Origin of the sequence: uncultured Succiniclasticum sp. (assembly GCF_902793885.1) — a bacterium.
Classification (GTDB): Bacteria; Bacillota; Negativicutes; order Acidaminococcales; family Acidaminococcaceae; genus Succiniclasticum.
This window is the reverse complement of sequence record NZ_CADBFF010000013.1, coordinates 100,501-116,315: the sequence shown is the minus strand read 5'-3', so window position 1 is coordinate 116,315 and position 15,815 is coordinate 100,501. Positions and strand designations below refer to the sequence as shown.

Sequence of the window (15,815 nt, the reverse complement as noted above, 5' to 3'; positions counted from 1 at the left end):
GCGGTAGGAGACTGAACCAATCCACAGCATCCTCTACAGTGTAGCATATGACCTTGGAGAGGGTCACTAAAAACTACTACTCTATAATACAAGGAGACTTCTATGTCCTGGGAATTAGAAGAAAGACAAAAAGATTTTGACAAAAAACGGCATATCGTATATACCTTTTTCAGCACGGAAGAACAGAATTATAAAAATATAACAACCCTTCTCCAAGAAACCAATCTACGTATTGACAAACTGATAGAAGAAAAAAATTATAAGAGTTCAACCAAACGTAAAGCATTAAAAGAAATCCTGTCATGGATTGACGAGAATGACGTACTTATTGTCACCGAACTCACCCAACTCGCCCATTCGGTGAAAGAATTACTGGATATCATAGAATGTCTGCAAGAAAAAAAGGTACAATTAGTATCCCTTAAAGAACAGTTTGATATCAATAACGATACTAGAAAACTTTTCATTAGAGCCATTAAGCTTGCATTAGATTTCCAAAAGAATATCTTCCGTGAAAAAGTGGCAATCGGTATCCAAAAAGCCAAAGAACGCGGCATATATCAAGGCAGAAAAAAGAAGACTATCCCGGAAAATTTCCCGTTTTTGTACGAAAATTATAAGAAACATACCATGACTGCTACTTCCATATGCAAGCAGATAAAGATTAGCAGACCAGTCTTTTACCGTATGGTCAAAGAATATGAACAGGATCACAAGATTGATAAAAACAATACAGACAGTACAGAAGACCAATGAAAAAAAAAATTCATCCGGCTCAAATTTGTAACAAAACATAAAAATCATATTATAAAAACTGCGTTCTCTAGCTAAAACCGAAGAACGCAGTCTTTATTTTATTCTATAAAAACACCCCATAGCCTCAATAAAATATCATCTGTGCAAAAACACAAATAAAAAATAGCCAATCTCTGAAACGGTCCAAAGACTGACTATCTAACTCCAGGACAAAAAATCCACACAACCAACATATTTAGTTTTCTTTTACAAAAAGGTTTTCATGAAAAAATCCAAAATGATAAAGATATTTAGTTTTCTTTTACAAAAAAACGATAAAAAAGCAACTATCTTATTTAGTTTTCATTTACAAGCATACAGATGCAAGCAGGCAGTTCTGTCAACGCTCGGAAAGTGTCAAAATTTTCCTTATCCCAGTTTCAGCGCCGGCACCGCATTCAGGTCCCAGGGGCTGACTACTCCTGCCTGATACATATAATACCCCCGGCAGGCAATCATCACCGCGTTGTCGGTGCACAGAATCTTGGTAGGATGCACCAGACGGGCACCTGCTTTTTTAGCAGCCGCCGCCAGTTTATGCTGCAGGGTTTTATTGGCTGAGACCCCGCCCGCCAGCACGATTTCTTTCAAACCCGTAGCCTTAATGGCCAGCACACTTTTCTGCACCAGCACATCTGTCACCGCTTCCTGGAACGAGGCGGCCACATCGGCCCGGTTCACCGGGCGCCGGGCCTGCTCTTCATTGTGCAGGTAGTTAATGACGGAGGATTTCATGCCGCTGAAGCTGAACTGGAAGGGATCGTCCAGCATGGCACGGGGGAAATTAATGGCTTTGGGATTTCCTTCCAGCGCCAGTTTTTCAATCTCCGGACCGCCGGGATAGGGTAATCCCATGACCCGCGCGATTTTATCAAATGCTTCTCCCGCCGCGTCGTCCCGGGTCTGCCCCAGCATCTCAAAACGGTTGTAGCCCGTCACCTTCAGCAGGGCCGTGTGCCCGCCGGACACCACCAGCGCCAGGAACGGCGGCTCCAGTTTTTTGTCATTGATAAAGTTGGCGAACACATGACCTTCCAGATGGTTGACCCCCAGCAGCGGCTTGCCCGTGGCCCAGGCCAGGGCCTTTGCAGCAGACAGCCCTACCAGCAGTGCGCCTACCAGACCGGGCCCGTACGTAACAGCCACCCCGTCAATCCGGTCCAGCGTAACCTTGGCCTCTTCCAGGGCCGCGTCAATGACCGGCATAATGTGTTCAATATGTTTGCGGGACGCAATCTCCGGCACCACGCCCCCGTATTTCCGGTGAATGGAAATCTGGGAGGAAATGATATTGCTCAGCACGTCCCGTCCGTTTTTAACTACAGAAGCAGCCGTTTCGTCACAGCTGCTTTCAATTCCCAAAATGTAAATATCTTTTTGTTCCATAATAATCCTTTTACCGGTACAGCCACATGATGACCGCGCCCTCATGGGTATCCTCATAATAATCCGGCCGCACGCCTTTGGATACGAAACCGCAGCGTTCATACACAGTTTGTGCCGCTATATTACTTTCCCGCACTTCCAGCGTTACCGCTTCCGCCCCGGCGTCCCAGGCTTTATGTATCAGTTCCGTTGTCAGCAATAGACCCAGGCCCTGATTACGCATTGTCTTTTTCACTGCCACCCGCATGACCTGCGCTTCTCCGGCCACATTCCAGATACCGGCATACCCTGCAATTTGGTTTTCCAGTTCCGCTACGATCCAGACAGCAATCCTGTTCTGCAATTCCCTCTGCCAGGTGTCCCGGCTCCAGGGATCGAAGAACGCTTCCCCGTCCAGTTCCATCACAGCCGGCAAATCCTTTTCTTCACATAACCGGAATACAGGCCTTATCTTTTTTTCCATAGTATTACAACTCGTACCGACCATTTTTGAAATTGCATTATCCCTGCGGATGCCGTTTCTCCCATAATTCTTCTGCTTCCGATTTCCGGATGTAATAGGGGCGCAGGGTAAATACTTCTTCCCCTGTCAGCACTTTCCTGCCTTCCGCCGCCAGCGCCACAGACGAGGCTTTGGGCAGCCGCACCGGTTCTGGAGCAGCCAGAATGCCAGCAGGCAGATCCTGCTTCAGCAGCCTTTCACATTCTCCCATAAGAAGCACCGGTTTGCCGCAGCGCTGCAGCTGCTGCAGCAGGGTTTCCCTGTCCGCCATCTCTACCGGCTGCAGTTCTTTCAGTTCTCCACTGACCCATTCATAAAACGCAGTATAATAATTCCCTTTTTGGGCATCCAGCACCGGCGCCAGCACCACACCGGCCAAAGGAATATTATAGGCCATAGCCTGCAACGTATTGACACCACAGATACCACACTGCCAGGCATAGGCCATCGCTTCCGCCGCTGCCAGCCCGATACGCAGTCCCGTAAAAGAACCGGGCCCTATACTGACAGCAATCCGGTCAATCTCTTCTTTTTTTATCCCTGTACGGGCAAACATCTGGTCCAGCTGGGGCATCAGCCCTTCCGAATGGGTCAGGCCTACGGAAATATCATATTCCGCCAGCACATGTCCGTCCTGCACCAGTCCCACCGTACATACGCCCGTCGCCGTATCAAGCGCCAGCGTTAACATGCCGCAACACTTCCTTGCTTATCGCTTCGTACCGGAGGCCAAAGGGGATCATCTCCACCACACGCCCTTCCGGCACAATCGTCAGATTCACCTGCAAATACTCCGGGGGCAGTTCCGACTGGAACAAATCACCCCATTCAATCAAAGAGACACCTTCGCCGCCCACATATTCATAGAAACCGATATCGTTCAGTTCTTCCGGAGAATCCAGCCGGTACAGATCAAAGTGGCGAACTTCCATAACCTTTCCATTATATATGTTCATCAGGGCAAAGGTCGGACTCACTACTTCTTCTTCCTCCACGCCCAGGGACCTGCAGACACCCTTGCTCATCAGGGTCTTGCCGGCGCCCAGGTCACCGCTGAGGCAATATACGTCTCCGTCGGCAGCCAGCGTTCCCAGCAGTCTGCCAAAATGCTCTGTCGCGTTCTCATCAGCCAGAAAAAAGCGGGGACTGCGATTCCCGGACTCCTTCTGCCAGATTATGCCGGTCAAAACCGGCCGGGTTTCGGGTACAGGCCCTGCATTGTCAGAAGTCGTTTCAGCCTGATGTTGCTTCTTACGCGAGTGAGTATCCATAAATCATTTTTCTCCTTACTTTTTCTCTTCTTTCTTCTTATCCGGTTTTTTCAGTACGTCCGGATTCCGTGTCAGAGGATCCAGCAGATCCATATGCCCGCTGATAGTATCGATTTCCTTGCCGTCTACCAGGAACTTAACCTTTTTAATTTCCGGGAATTCCGTTAAGGTGCAGACCACAGCGTTGACCATCATCCGTTCCGTAAAGGAGCCCTGCCCCCGGGACGCAAAATTCTGGTTGAAATCAACCGTTGCCGTATCCCCGCTGACCTTCACACTGTGCACATCCGTTCCCGGCGGGAACAGGTTCATCAACTGCTTGGAAACCGGGTCCGTATGGATCAGGGCATCCAGCGCCGCTTCTTCTCTTGATTTTTTTCCCGCAGCAAAGCGTACCTTCTCCGGAATCAGGATCTCTTCCCCGTTCTTTTGTACACGGTACACCACAAACTCTTTCGTCAGAGGATTCGGGTCTTTTACTACGGTCGTGATGGGATTCTGCTGTCCCGTCACATCTTTCACGTCACCTTTTTTGCCGGTAATCTTCTCCGTTGGTTCACATCCCGTCACTGTCAACAACAGGACAAGCATCAGCAACATGCTTATTTTTTTCAACATGATTACGCGCCTCCTGTCCTCAACCGCCGAAATACTCTTTCAATCCTTCAAACACAGCTTTGGCAATGGTCTTCTGGAACCAGGCGCTGCTGATCAGCTGCTCTTCCCGGTAATTGCTGAGGAAGCCTACCTCCAGCAACACTGCCGGAATGTAGGAGCGCTTGATTACATAGAAATTCGCCTGCTGGGTTCCCATATTCCGGAGTTTGGACGCTGCCGCCATCTTTTTCTGAATGGCACTGCCCAACTTGTAATCGTAACCGGACTTAGGGTAATAATATGTAGCAATACCGCCGATATTGCGGTTATTATTGGCATTGTGATGGATGCTGACAAAAGCGTCCGCCCGGTTCCGGGTGCTTACATCCACCCGGGCCTGCAGTTCGTTTCTGGCCGAAGCAAATCTTCCGTACACATCTTTATCCGTGGTACGGGTCATGGACACCAGGGCGCCGGCCGATGTCAGGTAGTTCTTCAGGTAGTTAGCAATCAGCAGCGTGGAAGTCTTTTCCTTGTTGCCTTTAGGACCGATAGCGCCGGGGTCTGAACCGCCGTGACCGGGGTCGATGGTGATGCGTTTCCCCTTCAGTCCACCGGTGGTAGCAAAGTTGACGCGGTTACCCACCGGAGTGGATGGTCCCTGGGAGGGACGGACCGCCGGACGGCGCACCGAAGTAGCCCCATATTTCATGGAAGCATTGTTAACCTTGTTTGTAGAAACATCTACCACTAAGCGGGGAGGCCGTCCTGTAGAGGCATCTTTTTTCAGAATAAAGCTCTTCACGTCCGAACGTTCTACCTTTTTTGTCATAGGCACACGGACCACGACACCGTTCTGTTCCCGGTCCACACTAAAGCTTTTCGCCAGATCACTTTTAATCGAGCCGCGGCGCACCACCTTGGGTCCCAGTCCGCCGGTGACTTTGATCTGCAGTTCTCTGTCGTTGGCAATCTTAATATTGTACTGCGTGTTTTCCGACAGGTCCACTACCATACGGAGTACATTATATTTATCCACGCCCCAGTTAACATCGGTCACCATGGCTGCTGCGGAAGCAGTACAGGTTACCAGCAGGCAGACGGCCCAAACCAGAAACGCTAAAAATTTCCTACGCAAACCGGTACCTCCTTTATGTACGTTTCAATACATGTCAAATGCTATAACGATTTATTTTAGCATAAAATATATTTATGTGCAAACTGTTTTCCTAATTAATATATCTGAAGACTGCTGTAAGAAAAAGATTTCGCAAAACCGTCAATGATTGCTATTCCATGGACTCATTCGCCTGTGGCTTCGAAACTCGAAGTCGTGTTGACGGGGCAACCCGCCTCCCACTCCTCTGTGTGCCGCGCATCGCTCCGCTCAGCGTGGCTTCCCTCGTCGACTGGGACCCTTCCGGGTTGCCCCGCCAACACTCAACTATACACTGCAATCGTTGCCGATGTTTTGCTCAAATCTTTTTCTTACATTATTTTAAATCATTTTCTCAGAGTTTCCGCGCTTCAGGTAATTTCAGCAGCAATTCAGAAGCTGCCATGCCCACGCTGCCTCCGGCAGCCAGTTCGCCTGCCCGGCCGTGAAGGTAAACTCCGGCCACTGCCGCATCCGCTACAGTAAGCCCCTGTCCGATCAAGGTGGCAATCAGGCCGGTCAGCACGTCTCCGCTGCCGCCGGTAGCCATGGCCGGTGTACCGGTGGTATTCAGATACACGGTTCCGTCCGGCAGGGCAACAACGGTAGGCACACCTTTCAGCACAACGACCGCCTGCCACTTCTCCGCATAAAGACGGGCCACTTCCACCCGGTTCTTTTCAATTTCTGAAATCCGTATGCCGATAATACGCGCCATCTCCCCCGGGTGAGGAGTCAGCACTTTTTCCGCCAGCATATGGGACAGCAGTTCTGTATGATCTTTCAGCGCCGTAATGGCATCTGCGTCAATGACACAGGGTACCGACGTTGTGACCAGAATATCCCGGATCAGGTTCCCTGCTTCTTCGGAAACGCCAAAACCGGGACCGATGGCCAGCACATCTGCTTTATCCAGTGCTTCGGTCACAACCTCCAGCGCTTCTTCTGCCACCAGCCGGTCATCCGACACAGGCAGACCTTTCACCATCACTTCCGTCAGTTTTATCGCCAGTATTTCTCTCGTGTTTTCCGGCGTCAGCAGCGTGACCAGACCGGCCCCGCCTTTTACCGCCGCGAAGCTGCATAAGGCAGCAGCTCCAACATAACCGTAGGAACCGGCAACCACCGCAACCCGTCCCGCACTGCCTTTATGGGCATTCTGCGGACGGTCCGGCAGGATGGTTTTAATCAGTTCTTTTTCAATCAGGATACGGTTGCCTTCCGTTTCTTGCAATAAGGTGGAAGGCATACCGATATCCGCAACCTGAATCGTGCCTGCATGTTCTGCTCCGGGATATAAGTACAGGCCCAGCTTCGGCAACGCCATGGTCACCGTGGCATCAGCTTTCACTGCACTGCCGTCAGCCTCTCCCGTATCCGCATTAACACCGGTGGGAATATCCACTGCCAGAATGCTGCAGGCAGGATTCTTTTCTTTTGCTCTGTTGATACAGCCGCACAGACGAAGGAACAGCGAACGCATCTTTCCCGAAAAGCCTGTGCCCAACAAAGCGTCAATCAGCAAATCAGCCCGGAGAGCCAGGTTTTCTATTTCCGCAAACCGCAGATTGTCGTCTGCATCTGTAACTTCCAGCACCGTGGCACCGCAGGCAATATAATACTGCAGTTCATCCGCAGCGCTGCCGGACAGTTCTTCTGCCGCACAGGCCAGGACCAGGGTCACCTCCGCGCCCCGATTGTGGAGCCAGCGTCCGGCGCCGCTGCCGTCGCCGCCGTTGTTGCCTTTGCCGGCAAAGATGAGGATTTTTTTATGACAGCAGGCGCCCAGCAGTTTTTCCGCCGCATCTGCTACGGCGTGGCCTGCATTTTCCATCAGCACAAGACCGGGGATTCCGATTTCTTCTTCTGCGGCGCGGTCCAGGGCGCGCATTTCTTCTGCCAGTAAAATCTGCATGGGGTGGCCTCCTTCTGTCAAGGTTGATGTCCCAGACTGATACCGCCTTCATAGCGCTCCGCTAACGCTTCGGGCCTAACCCGCATTGTCGCTCCGGGGCATCCCGCCTCCCACTTCCTCACTCCGCACGCTCGGCAAGCCTCGCGTTGCTCGGTGTCGTCAGACTGGGACCCTCCCGGGATGCGCCCGTCACTCAACACCATGACACTGCTCTCAGAGTGCATGCTTCGCTTATTCAGGCGGTATCAGTCTTGCTCCGTATCATTCATATTATTCCAATACTACCACTGCCATTGCAGTGGTAGCGGTGTGGCTTAATGTAAGGTGTATCTTTTTCACACCCATCTTTGCGATGTGGGATGCGTAGTAGCCTGTCACTTTCAGTTCGGGCTTGCCCAGGTCGTCGTTGACTACATAAATTTCTGTAAGTTGTCCTTTGCCACGGAGTCCGGTGCCGATGGCTTTCAGGAAGGCTTCTTTGGCGGCGAACCTGGCTGCATAGCTTTGGGCTTTGTCGCCGTGAGAGCCGGTACAGTAGGCAATTTCTTCCTGGGTATAAACGCGTTCTTTAAAGCCCTTGCGCGTTATGGCTTTTTCGATTCGTTCCACGTCTGCCAGGTCGCAGCCGATTCCAAGCATTTATAACTCCTCTAAAACCAATTAACTTGCACCTGGGCTGATACCACCTTCATAGCGCTCTGCTAACGCTTCGGGCCTAACCCGCGTTGTCGCTCCGGGGCATCCCGCCTCCCACTTCCTCACTGCGCACGCTCGGCAAGCCTCGCGTTGCTCGGTGTCGTCAAACTGGGGCCCTCCCGGGATGCCCCCAGTACTCAACATCTTGACACCGCCCTCCGGGAGGACGCATCGCTTATTCAGGTGATATCAGCCCGGCTATTATGTAAACTATATCAGTTTTCAGTCTTTTCTACAGCTTCTTCTACTGCGTCTTTCACTTCTTCTGCCGTGGTTTCAACAGTTTCCGCAATGTCTTCTGCTGTGTCTTTCACTTTTTCAGCAGCTTCTTCCACTGCTTCTTCGGCTTTGTCCGCAGCGGCCTCAACATTTTCTGCAGCTTCTTTCGCAGCGGCTTCCGCTTTGGCTGCTGCTGCCTGAGCCTCCAGTTCCGCTTCTTTTGCTTTGGCTTCTGCCTGCTCCGCCGCTACTTTTTCCGCTTCTGCTTCCGCAGCCATTCCCTGGGCATCAAACTTCTGACTGGAGCCGTAATTGTACACAGCGATTTCTTCCGCGTCATACTGTTTGCCCAGTGCAATAGCGATGGCTTCCGTCTTATCTTTGTCTTTCACGTACACGTTCATGAAGAAGGGTTCGTCGGAAATTACATAGTCCGCCGCGTCGCTGTACACATACAGTTTGCCTCCGTCTTCGCTGTAGATTTTCACTTGTTTTTCAATGGGGTAATTCTTTTTATTGTCATAAAGGCCGGTGACACCGTCTGCAAGGTGTACCATCTCAATGCGTTTTTCCTTACCGAAAGTGTAAATTTTTTTACCTTCCGGTTCTCCGTCTTTTGTAGTGGGAACTACACCGGCTGCCTGTTTGGCAAATGCTTCTGCTTTCTTTTTGGCAGAATCAAATACATCTTCGGCTGTCAGGTTGTTTTCTTTTAAGTATTTCTGCCCCAATTTGTATGCCACGTAGCAGACCACGCCGGCTGCCAGAATCTTTTTCATTTTACCCATAATTAAAACCTCCCCGCTATTTGTTTAATTGATTTAATCCGAGTCAGGAAAAGAAATTTACAAAACCGTCAATGATTGCTATTCCATGGACTCATTCGCCTGTGGCTTCGAAACTCGGGCTTCGCCCTCAAACAGTCTCGCCACAACGGCTCATTTCATCTCATGGAATTACGCAATCGTTGTCGATGTTTTGTTCATTTCTTTTCCTAACTCATTAATCCAAAAGCTTATACGAATTCATTTTATTTTATCATAAAGAAAGAATGCAATAAACTACTTATTAAAATATTTCTAAATTATTTTATAAAAAGAACATAAAAAAGACAAAAAGAACTGCGCCAAACAAAGGTTATCTTCATTCGGCACAGTCCTTTAAAACTTTTCTTTAAAAATTTTCGTAAATATTTTACCGCTTTACAATGCTTCTGGTTCCGGGCATTGTTATCTGTTCTTAATCTTTTCGTGGTTCCAATTACTTTACATCAATGTTCCCGTTGTTCACATAAATTTCCACACTGTCCCCGGCTTTGACTTCCCCGTTAACGATTTTCTTGGACAGTACGTTTTCCACGCTATGGACAATCAGACGTTTCAGCGGACGGGCGCCGAACTGGGGATCGAAACCTTCTTTGGCTAACAAAGCCGCTGCTTCGTCAGTGCAGGTCAGCTTGATTTCAAGCTGCTTGTTCACCCTGTCGCCCAGTTCTTTCAGGATCAGTTTCACAATGTCCTTGATCTGGTCGGGCTGCAGGGCTTTAAAGGTTACAATGTCATCCACGCGGTTCAGGAATTCCGGACGGAACCGGGTCAGCAGCAGCTGCCGCACCGCTTCGCTGTCCATGGTTTCTTTTGCTTCCATGATCCGCTGGCTGCCGATGTTGCTGGTCATAATGATCAGCGTGTTCTTAAAGTCCACGCTGCGGCCCTGTCCGTCGGTGAGACGGCCGTCGTCCAGCACCTGCAGCAGTGCATTGAACACATCGGGGTGCGCCTTTTCAATTTCATCAAAGAGGATGACAGAGTACGGATGACGGCGCACCGCTTCGGTCAGCTGGCCGCCCTCGTCGTACCCCACATAGCCGGGAGGGGCGCCAATGAGACGGGACACGGTGTGCTTCTCCATGTATTCGCTCATATCGATGCGGATCATGTTCTTCACATCATCAAACAAAACTTCTGCCAGCGTCTTGGCCAGCTCGGTTTTGCCCACGCCGGTGGGTCCCAGGAAAATGAAGGAACCGATAGGACGATTGGGGTCCTTGATGCCCGCACGGGCCCGGATCACCGCATCCGCCACAGCCTTCACCGCTTCGTCCTGGCCGACAACATGCTCATGGAGGGTTTCTTCCAGATGTACCAGTTTCTCCCGCTCCCCGGTACCCAGCCGCTGTACGGGAATGCCGGTCCAGGTGCTCACAACACGGGCAATGTCGTCTTCGTCCACTTCTTCTTTCAGCAGGGCATTTTCCCCGGCAGTCTGATTTTCCAGTTCCTGCAGCTGCTTCTGCAGTTCCGGCAGGCGGCCGTATTTCAGTTCCGCCAGCTTGTTCAGATCATAGTCCCGCTCCGCCTTTTCCATCTCCTGCTTCACGGCGCCGATTTCCTTTTTCACTTCCCGCACCTTGACGATGCCGGCCTTTTCATCATCCCAGCGTTTGATCAGGGCCGCGTTTTCTTCCCGCAGTTTGGCCAGCTGTTCCTGCAGTTTGGCCAGACGGTCTGCGGAAGCGGGGTCTTCCTCTTTCTTCAGGGCCTGTTCTTCGATTTCCAGCTGTAAAATTTTTCGTTTGCTTTCATCAATCTCCGTAGGGGACGAATCGATTTCCGTCCGGAGCCGGGCTGCCGCCTCATCCACCAGGTCGATGGCCTTATCCGGCAGAAAGCGGTCATTGATGTAACGGTGGCTCATCACGGCCGCGGCTACCAGGGACGCATCCTTGATCCGCACTCCGTGATGATTTTCATAGCTTTCTTTCAAGCCGCGCAGAATGGAAATGGTATCCTCCACGCTGGGCTCGTTGACCATGACAGGCTGGAAACGGCGCTCCAGGGCGCTGTCCTTTTCAATATATTTGTGATATTCATTCAGCGTCGTAGCCCCGATACACCGCAGTTCGCCCCGGGCCAGCATGGGTTTCAGGATATTACCGGCATCCATGGAACCTTCCGCTGCGCCGGCGCCCACCACGGTATGCAGCTCGTCAATAAACATGACAATCTGACCGGCACTGTCCGCTACGGCCTTCAGCACTTTCTTCAGGCGCTCTTCAAATTCACCCCGGTACTTGGCCCCGGCCACCAAAGCAGCCAAGTCCAAAGCATACAAGGTTTTATTCTTCAGGCTTTCCGGCACGTCCCCGGCCACGATACGGCGGGCCAGCCCTTCTACAATAGCGGTCTTGCCCACACCCGGTTCCCCGATGAGCACCGGATTGTTCTTCTTCCGGCGGCTCAGGATCTCAATGGTACGGCGAATCTCATCGTCACGGCCGATGACCGGATCCAGTTTGCCCTGCCGCGCCCTTGCCGTCAAATCCTGGCCGAACTTTTCCAAAGTCTTCTTGCTTTCGTCATTGGCGGTGCTGTTCAGGTAGTGTTCATACAGCTTTTCAATCTTGTTGCTGTCGATGCCGTACTTCTTAAACAGCGCTGTAACCTCGCTGCTTCCATCGCTAGCCAACGCAGAAACCAGGTGGCCTACCGTCACATTGCCCTGCCCCGCTTTGCGGAGCACGATGCCGTTGACCCGGGCAAAATCCGAGCTCATGAGCAGCTGCCGGTCCTGTCCTTTTACGGACGGAATACGGCTGACAATGGCACGGGCCTCGCCGGCAAATGTATTTTCATCTACTTTAAACGTCTGCAGCAAAAACTTAAAGAAGTCATCGCTGCACAGTGCCAGCAAGAGATGCGCGCTGGTCACTTCCTGGTTGTAATTCATCAAAGCCTGCTGCTGTGCCGCTTCAATGATGGCTTTTACTTCATCCGTGTAGTTTTCATTCATAGTGATCACTCCAATCTTCGACTAAATTTATTTTTATTTTCTTTACTAACCATATTAAAAAGTTTCAGGCTGAAACTGTTTTTCTAAAAAACTTTTGGCGTATTGCACTTTAATTTATATAAACATGAGAAAACACTTTGTTTTTATGTTATAATTAATTGTTGTAAATTCTTTTTCATAATCATTGAATGATTTGGTTCCATATTTTGAATTAAGCAGGTACGTAGTGCGTAACATCGTATTGCACAAAGTCTTTTTATCAGTGAGGGAATATCATGAGAACTACTGTCATCGCCTACCGCCTTTTTGACGTAGCCGACGAGATCAATCTTGACCAGGTTCAGGCTATCTGGCACAGCCGTAACAAAATTTCATCCCGTCTGCGCCTGGACCGCATTTCCACCAAGTCCATCACCTTCCACGACCCGCCGGTACTCGTAGAGTTAGGGTATCATGAAATGGTCATCGGCGGCGTGGAGTACCTGGTAGAGGTAAAGGCCCGCATCCAGGACCTGGGTGTTATCTGCATCCTCTTCAACATTCCGCCGGAAGAAGACATTTCCTATAAAGATTATCTGAATCTTGTGCTGGCGGTGGAAGAGCTGCCCGATGAGGAGTTCCGCAAATTTGTGGACGCTACCATGGAGACCATCGGCCCGGCCTGCACCAACCAGAATATTTCCGGTTACGATGAAGACTTCGTAGTCTATTACTTCCAGGACCCGATTCCTGCGGATTGGGACATCGTTCCTTTCCTGCTGAAGGATCCCAGTCCGGTAAACGAAGAAACCCGCGAGGCCGCGCTGGCCAACCGGTTCTCTTATGCAGACGACGTAGCCTGGCTGGCCTGGGACAGCGCCGTAGTCTATGACCCTACCGGCAGCATGGATATTCCGGACTTGCTGGAGTTTGCCAATGCCCAGTATCTGGAACTGCGTTATTACGACAACTTCCTGAATCACGCTATCGACAAGACGTACGACGTCATTGAAGACAAAGCCAATCTCAAAAATATTGACGTGCTGCAGAACATCCGGGACGAACTGCTGGAGACCATGGCCGATGTCAGCAGTCTTACCAGCAATATCACCAATGCGCTGCTGGTAACGGAGGATATTTTCTACGCCAAGGTGTACGCCCGTTATCTGAAGCTGCTGAAGGCTTCCGTCTGGCAGGAGAACATCGAGCTGAAGATGCAGGTGCTGCAGCGGTGCTACAATATGTTGAACGAGACGGTTACCAGTCATCACCTGGAGCAGATGCGCAAGTACAATATTACGCTGCTGGCTGTGATTGCACTTATATTGCTTGGCATAGCACTGTTTAAGTAAGTTTCAGAGTTAATGCCGCCTTCATAGCGCTCCGCTAACGCTTCGGGCCTATTCCGCGTAGTCGCTCCGGGCAACCCGCCTCCCACTCCTCGCTAGCCGCGCTCACTACGTTACGCGTGGCTACGCCTCGTCGACTGGGACCCTTCCGGGTTGCCCTGTCAACGCTCAACGAAAGCAAGTTGTTAGCAGTCTCGTCGCAAGAGTGCTAACTTGTTTCCAAAATAAAAGGCATGGACAAGAGCTCCCAAAAACGGGGGGGGGCTCTTTTCGTTTGCCTAATACTATTATAATATATAAGGTCAAAAAGTCAAATGGTTTTTTACTTTTTTGTTTACTTTTTGCAAATTGTTCACAAAGTTATGAGGCATGGGAAAGACATGAGCAAAATATAGGAAAGGATTGCGTTATTCCATGAGATGAAATGTGTCGTCGTGGCGAGACTGTCTGAGGGCAAAGCCCGAGTTTCGAAGCCACAGGCACATGAGTCCATGGAATAGCAATCCTTGACGTTTTTGCGATGTCTTTCCCTGCCAGCATACTGTATGAACAAAACACAAACTACATTTTCACTGTCTTCAACCATTTCGCAAAGGCTTTGTTCACGGTTTTGCGCGCCATTAACTGTTCGGCGGCCAAATCGCCTAACAAATATCCGCTTTGGCGAGCAGACAGTACTGTGTTGGATTTCAGAAGTTCTGATGGAACGGACTTGCCCAGGCTGTTGACGGCAAACAGTTCCCGCATGGCTTCTCCCAGTTTTTCCAGTTTTTTCCGGCTTTCTTTGCTCAGGTCTGTAAGTTTGCTGCTTTCATTGGCCATCGTCAGATAATAAAACTCCTTGCCAAAACGGGTCACGGTTGCATATCCGGGTTCTTTCAGCGGAATCTTCTTTCCTTTTTTCGCCGACGCCAGTTTTCCCGTAAATATGGCTTCAGCTTTTTCCGTTTCAGCTTCTTTTTCCCGGTTCATGGCGTCTTCTATTTTTTCCAGGATGTCTTTTACCCGGACCTGCAGCAGCTGCCCGGCCTGCAGATACTCTTCCGCTTTCCAGCCGGCGCCTTCCATGGCTGCCCACAGGGAAAAGATGATACCGGAATAGGTTCCCCGCATCACCTGCAGCTGAATTTCATCGCCAATATCTTCCAGACGGTTTTCCAGAAGACGGGTCACTTTATCTTCCCCAAGGCGTCCGTCAGCCAGCTTGAAGAGACTCTTCCAGCGCCGCAGCAGCGTTTTTGTATCTCGTAACTTATACAAAGGGCGCAGCGCTCCCTGAAGATTAGCCTGCATTCCCGCGCTGCCGTCCATCACCGGCTGCAGCCAGTACAAGGCAGCCTGCATCCGTTCAAAATAGGGCAGAAAGATCCGGTCTGCTTCTGTCTGGAGCTTACCGCAGTCCGCAAACACGTTCTGCTCTTCCATGATGGCCGTGCCGTACTGGTAAAACTGTTTTTTGTATTCTTCGCAATAATCGTTATCCCAGTCAATCACCGGCAGCGGACGGGCCCCTTCCGGCTCCAGCTTGTCCAACAGCGCCAGACCCCGGGCGTATTTGCTGCGGGATTCCGTAAACACCGGAACCTCCGCTGCAATCTTTGCCGTATAGGCCAAAAGGTCCGCCAGAGAACCGTCCTTTAATTCCAGTTCTACTTCGTCAATGGTTTCTTTCTTGCCGCCGGCAGAGATAAAGCCCTGATCGATGGCCATTTCCACCACAGTTTCTTTCGTAATCTGCAGCAGGCGGAGCTCCCGCTTCACCCGCACCGTAAACAGTTTTTCAATCTGAGCGGTTCCCAAGATATCCGCAAAATCTACCTGCAAACCGCTTTCCGCAAACACGGAAAGATTTGGTTTGGCATTCTTCACGGCTACATTGTATTCCTGCCGGGCAGAAAGTCCTCCTGCCTCAGCGCGGCCCAGTTTTACAGTTGCTTCATATTTTTTCCCGTTCTGCCGCACACGGTAGGCAATGCCGGCCTGGTGCAGCAACAGGTCGCGGGTATCAAAATAAATGTTAACCAGCTTCACCGTTTTGTGGCTGCCCTTTTTTGTTTTCTTGGCAACCAGCGGTGAAGCGACTAACGCTTTTACGTCTTTTTTGGCAATTATTAGTTTGATTTCAGTTTCTGTATTTTTTTCCATAATAATAACGCCC

General features: G+C 50.5%; 13 protein-coding genes. 2 read left to right on the top strand and 11 right to left on the bottom strand.

What is annotated here, in order from left to right; genetic code table 11:
• Positions 1-102 precede the first annotated feature (102 nt).
• Positions 103-756, top strand: coding sequence for a recombinase family protein (locus tag QZV31_RS08150; RefSeq protein WP_295359544.1), 654 nt, complete (start codon positions 103-105; stop codon positions 754-756).
• A 408-nt stretch (positions 757-1,164) separates the two neighbouring features.
• On the opposite strand, the gene tsaD is transcribed toward QZV31_RS08150, so the two are convergent.
• The 10 genes from tsaD to clpB all read right to left on the bottom strand — a co-directional run bounded on the left by tsaD (position 1,165) and on the right by clpB (position 12,329).
• Positions 1,165-2,181 (bottom strand): tRNA (adenosine(37)-N6)-threonylcarbamoyltransferase complex transferase subunit TsaD, encoded by a 1,017-nt coding sequence (gene tsaD, locus QZV31_RS08145; protein WP_295359543.1) that lies wholly within the window; start codon positions 2,179-2,181, stop codon positions 1,165-1,167.
• A 10-nt stretch (positions 2,182-2,191) separates the two neighbouring features.
• Complete coding sequence (gene rimI / locus QZV31_RS08140) at positions 2,192-2,644, bottom strand: ribosomal protein S18-alanine N-acetyltransferase (protein WP_295359542.1); 453 nt, start codon at positions 2,642-2,644, stop codon at positions 2,192-2,194.
• 37 nt (positions 2,645-2,681) lie between these two features.
• Positions 2,682-3,374, bottom strand: coding sequence for a tRNA (adenosine(37)-N6)-threonylcarbamoyltransferase complex dimerization subunit type 1 TsaB (gene tsaB / locus QZV31_RS08135; protein ID WP_295359541.1), 693 nt, complete (start codon positions 3,372-3,374; stop codon positions 2,682-2,684).
• On the bottom strand, positions 3,355-3,954 hold the full coding sequence (tsaE, locus tag QZV31_RS08130) for a tRNA (adenosine(37)-N6)-threonylcarbamoyltransferase complex ATPase subunit type 1 TsaE (RefSeq protein WP_295359540.1): 600 nt from the start codon (positions 3,952-3,954) through the stop codon (positions 3,355-3,357). The genes tsaB and tsaE overlap by 20 nt, the downstream gene beginning before the upstream one ends.
• Positions 3,955-3,969: 15 nt before the next feature.
• Entirely contained in the window at positions 3,970-4,572 is a 603-nt protein-coding gene (locus QZV31_RS08125; RefSeq protein ID WP_295359539.1) for a GerMN domain-containing protein, read from the bottom strand.
• A 19-nt stretch (positions 4,573-4,591) separates the two neighbouring features.
• Positions 4,592-5,689 (bottom strand): N-acetylmuramoyl-L-alanine amidase, encoded by a 1,098-nt coding sequence (locus tag QZV31_RS08120; protein WP_295359538.1) that lies wholly within the window; start codon positions 5,687-5,689, stop codon positions 4,592-4,594.
• A 373-nt stretch (positions 5,690-6,062) separates the two neighbouring features.
• Positions 6,063-7,622 carry an NAD(P)H-hydrate dehydratase gene (locus tag QZV31_RS08115; protein WP_295359537.1) on the bottom strand — a complete coding sequence of 520 codons (1,560 nt, stop codon included), beginning with the start codon at positions 7,620-7,622 and terminating at the stop codon, positions 6,063-6,065.
• Positions 7,623-7,892: 270 nt separating this feature from the next.
• The gene (acpS, locus tag QZV31_RS08110; protein ID WP_295359536.1) at positions 7,893-8,261 is read right to left on the bottom strand and encodes a holo-ACP synthase; all 369 of its coding nucleotides are present in this window, start codon (positions 8,259-8,261) and stop codon (positions 7,893-7,895) included.
• A gap of 272 nt (positions 8,262-8,533) precedes the next feature.
• Positions 8,534-9,325 carry a hypothetical protein gene (locus QZV31_RS08105; RefSeq protein WP_295359535.1) on the bottom strand — a complete coding sequence of 264 codons (792 nt, stop codon included), beginning with the start codon at positions 9,323-9,325 and terminating at the stop codon, positions 8,534-8,536.
• Positions 9,326-9,797: 472 nt separating this feature from the next.
• Positions 9,798-12,329 carry an ATP-dependent chaperone ClpB gene (gene clpB, locus QZV31_RS08100; RefSeq protein ID WP_093730203.1) on the bottom strand — a complete coding sequence of 844 codons (2,532 nt, stop codon included), beginning with the start codon at positions 12,327-12,329 and terminating at the stop codon, positions 9,798-9,800.
• 275 nt (positions 12,330-12,604) lie between these two features.
• On the opposite strand from clpB, the gene QZV31_RS08095 reads away from it, so the two are divergent.
• On the top strand, positions 12,605-13,660 hold the full coding sequence (locus QZV31_RS08095) for a hypothetical protein (protein WP_295359534.1): 1,056 nt from the start codon (positions 12,605-12,607) through the stop codon (positions 13,658-13,660).
• A 558-nt stretch (positions 13,661-14,218) separates the two neighbouring features.
• On the opposite strand, the gene QZV31_RS08090 is transcribed toward QZV31_RS08095, so the two are convergent.
• The gene (locus QZV31_RS08090; RefSeq protein ID WP_295359533.1) at positions 14,219-15,802 is read right to left on the bottom strand and encodes a CYTH domain-containing protein; all 1,584 of its coding nucleotides are present in this window, start codon (positions 15,800-15,802) and stop codon (positions 14,219-14,221) included.
• Positions 15,803-15,815 lie beyond the last annotated feature (13 nt).

Bases quoted from the DNA above. Each gene is read 5' to 3' on its own strand.
- QZV31_RS08095 (WP_295359534.1), top strand. From the start codon at position 12,605: ATGAGAACTACTGTCATCGCCTACCGCCTTTTTGACGTAGCCGACGAG.
- QZV31_RS08105 (WP_295359535.1), bottom strand. From the start codon at position 9,325: ATGGGTAAAATGAAAAAGATTCTGGCAGCCGGCGTGGTCTGCTACGTG.
- tsaB (WP_295359541.1), bottom strand. From the start codon at position 3,374: ATGTTAACGCTGGCGCTTGATACGGCGACGGGCGTATGTACGGTGGGA.
- tsaE (WP_295359540.1), bottom strand. From the start codon at position 3,954: ATGGATACTCACTCGCGTAAGAAGCAACATCAGGCTGAAACGACTTCT.
- QZV31_RS08150 (WP_295359544.1), top strand. From the start codon at position 103: ATGTCCTGGGAATTAGAAGAAAGACAAAAAGATTTTGACAAAAAACGG.
- tsaD (WP_295359543.1), bottom strand. From the start codon at position 2,181: ATGGAACAAAAAGATATTTACATTTTGGGAATTGAAAGCAGCTGTGAC.
- rimI (WP_295359542.1), bottom strand. From the start codon at position 2,644: ATGGAAAAAAAGATAAGGCCTGTATTCCGGTTATGTGAAGAAAAGGAT.
- clpB (WP_093730203.1), bottom strand. From the start codon at position 12,329: ATGAATGAAAACTACACGGATGAAGTAAAAGCCATCATTGAAGCGGCA.
- QZV31_RS08090 (WP_295359533.1), bottom strand. From the start codon at position 15,802: ATGGAAAAAAATACAGAAACTGAAATCAAACTAATAATTGCCAAAAAA.
- QZV31_RS08115 (WP_295359537.1), bottom strand. From the start codon at position 7,622: ATGCAGATTTTACTGGCAGAAGAAATGCGCGCCCTGGACCGCGCCGCA.
- QZV31_RS08125 (WP_295359539.1), bottom strand. From the start codon at position 4,572: ATGTTGAAAAAAATAAGCATGTTGCTGATGCTTGTCCTGTTGTTGACA.
- acpS (WP_295359536.1), bottom strand. From the start codon at position 8,261: ATGCTTGGAATCGGCTGCGACCTGGCAGACGTGGAACGAATCGAAAAA.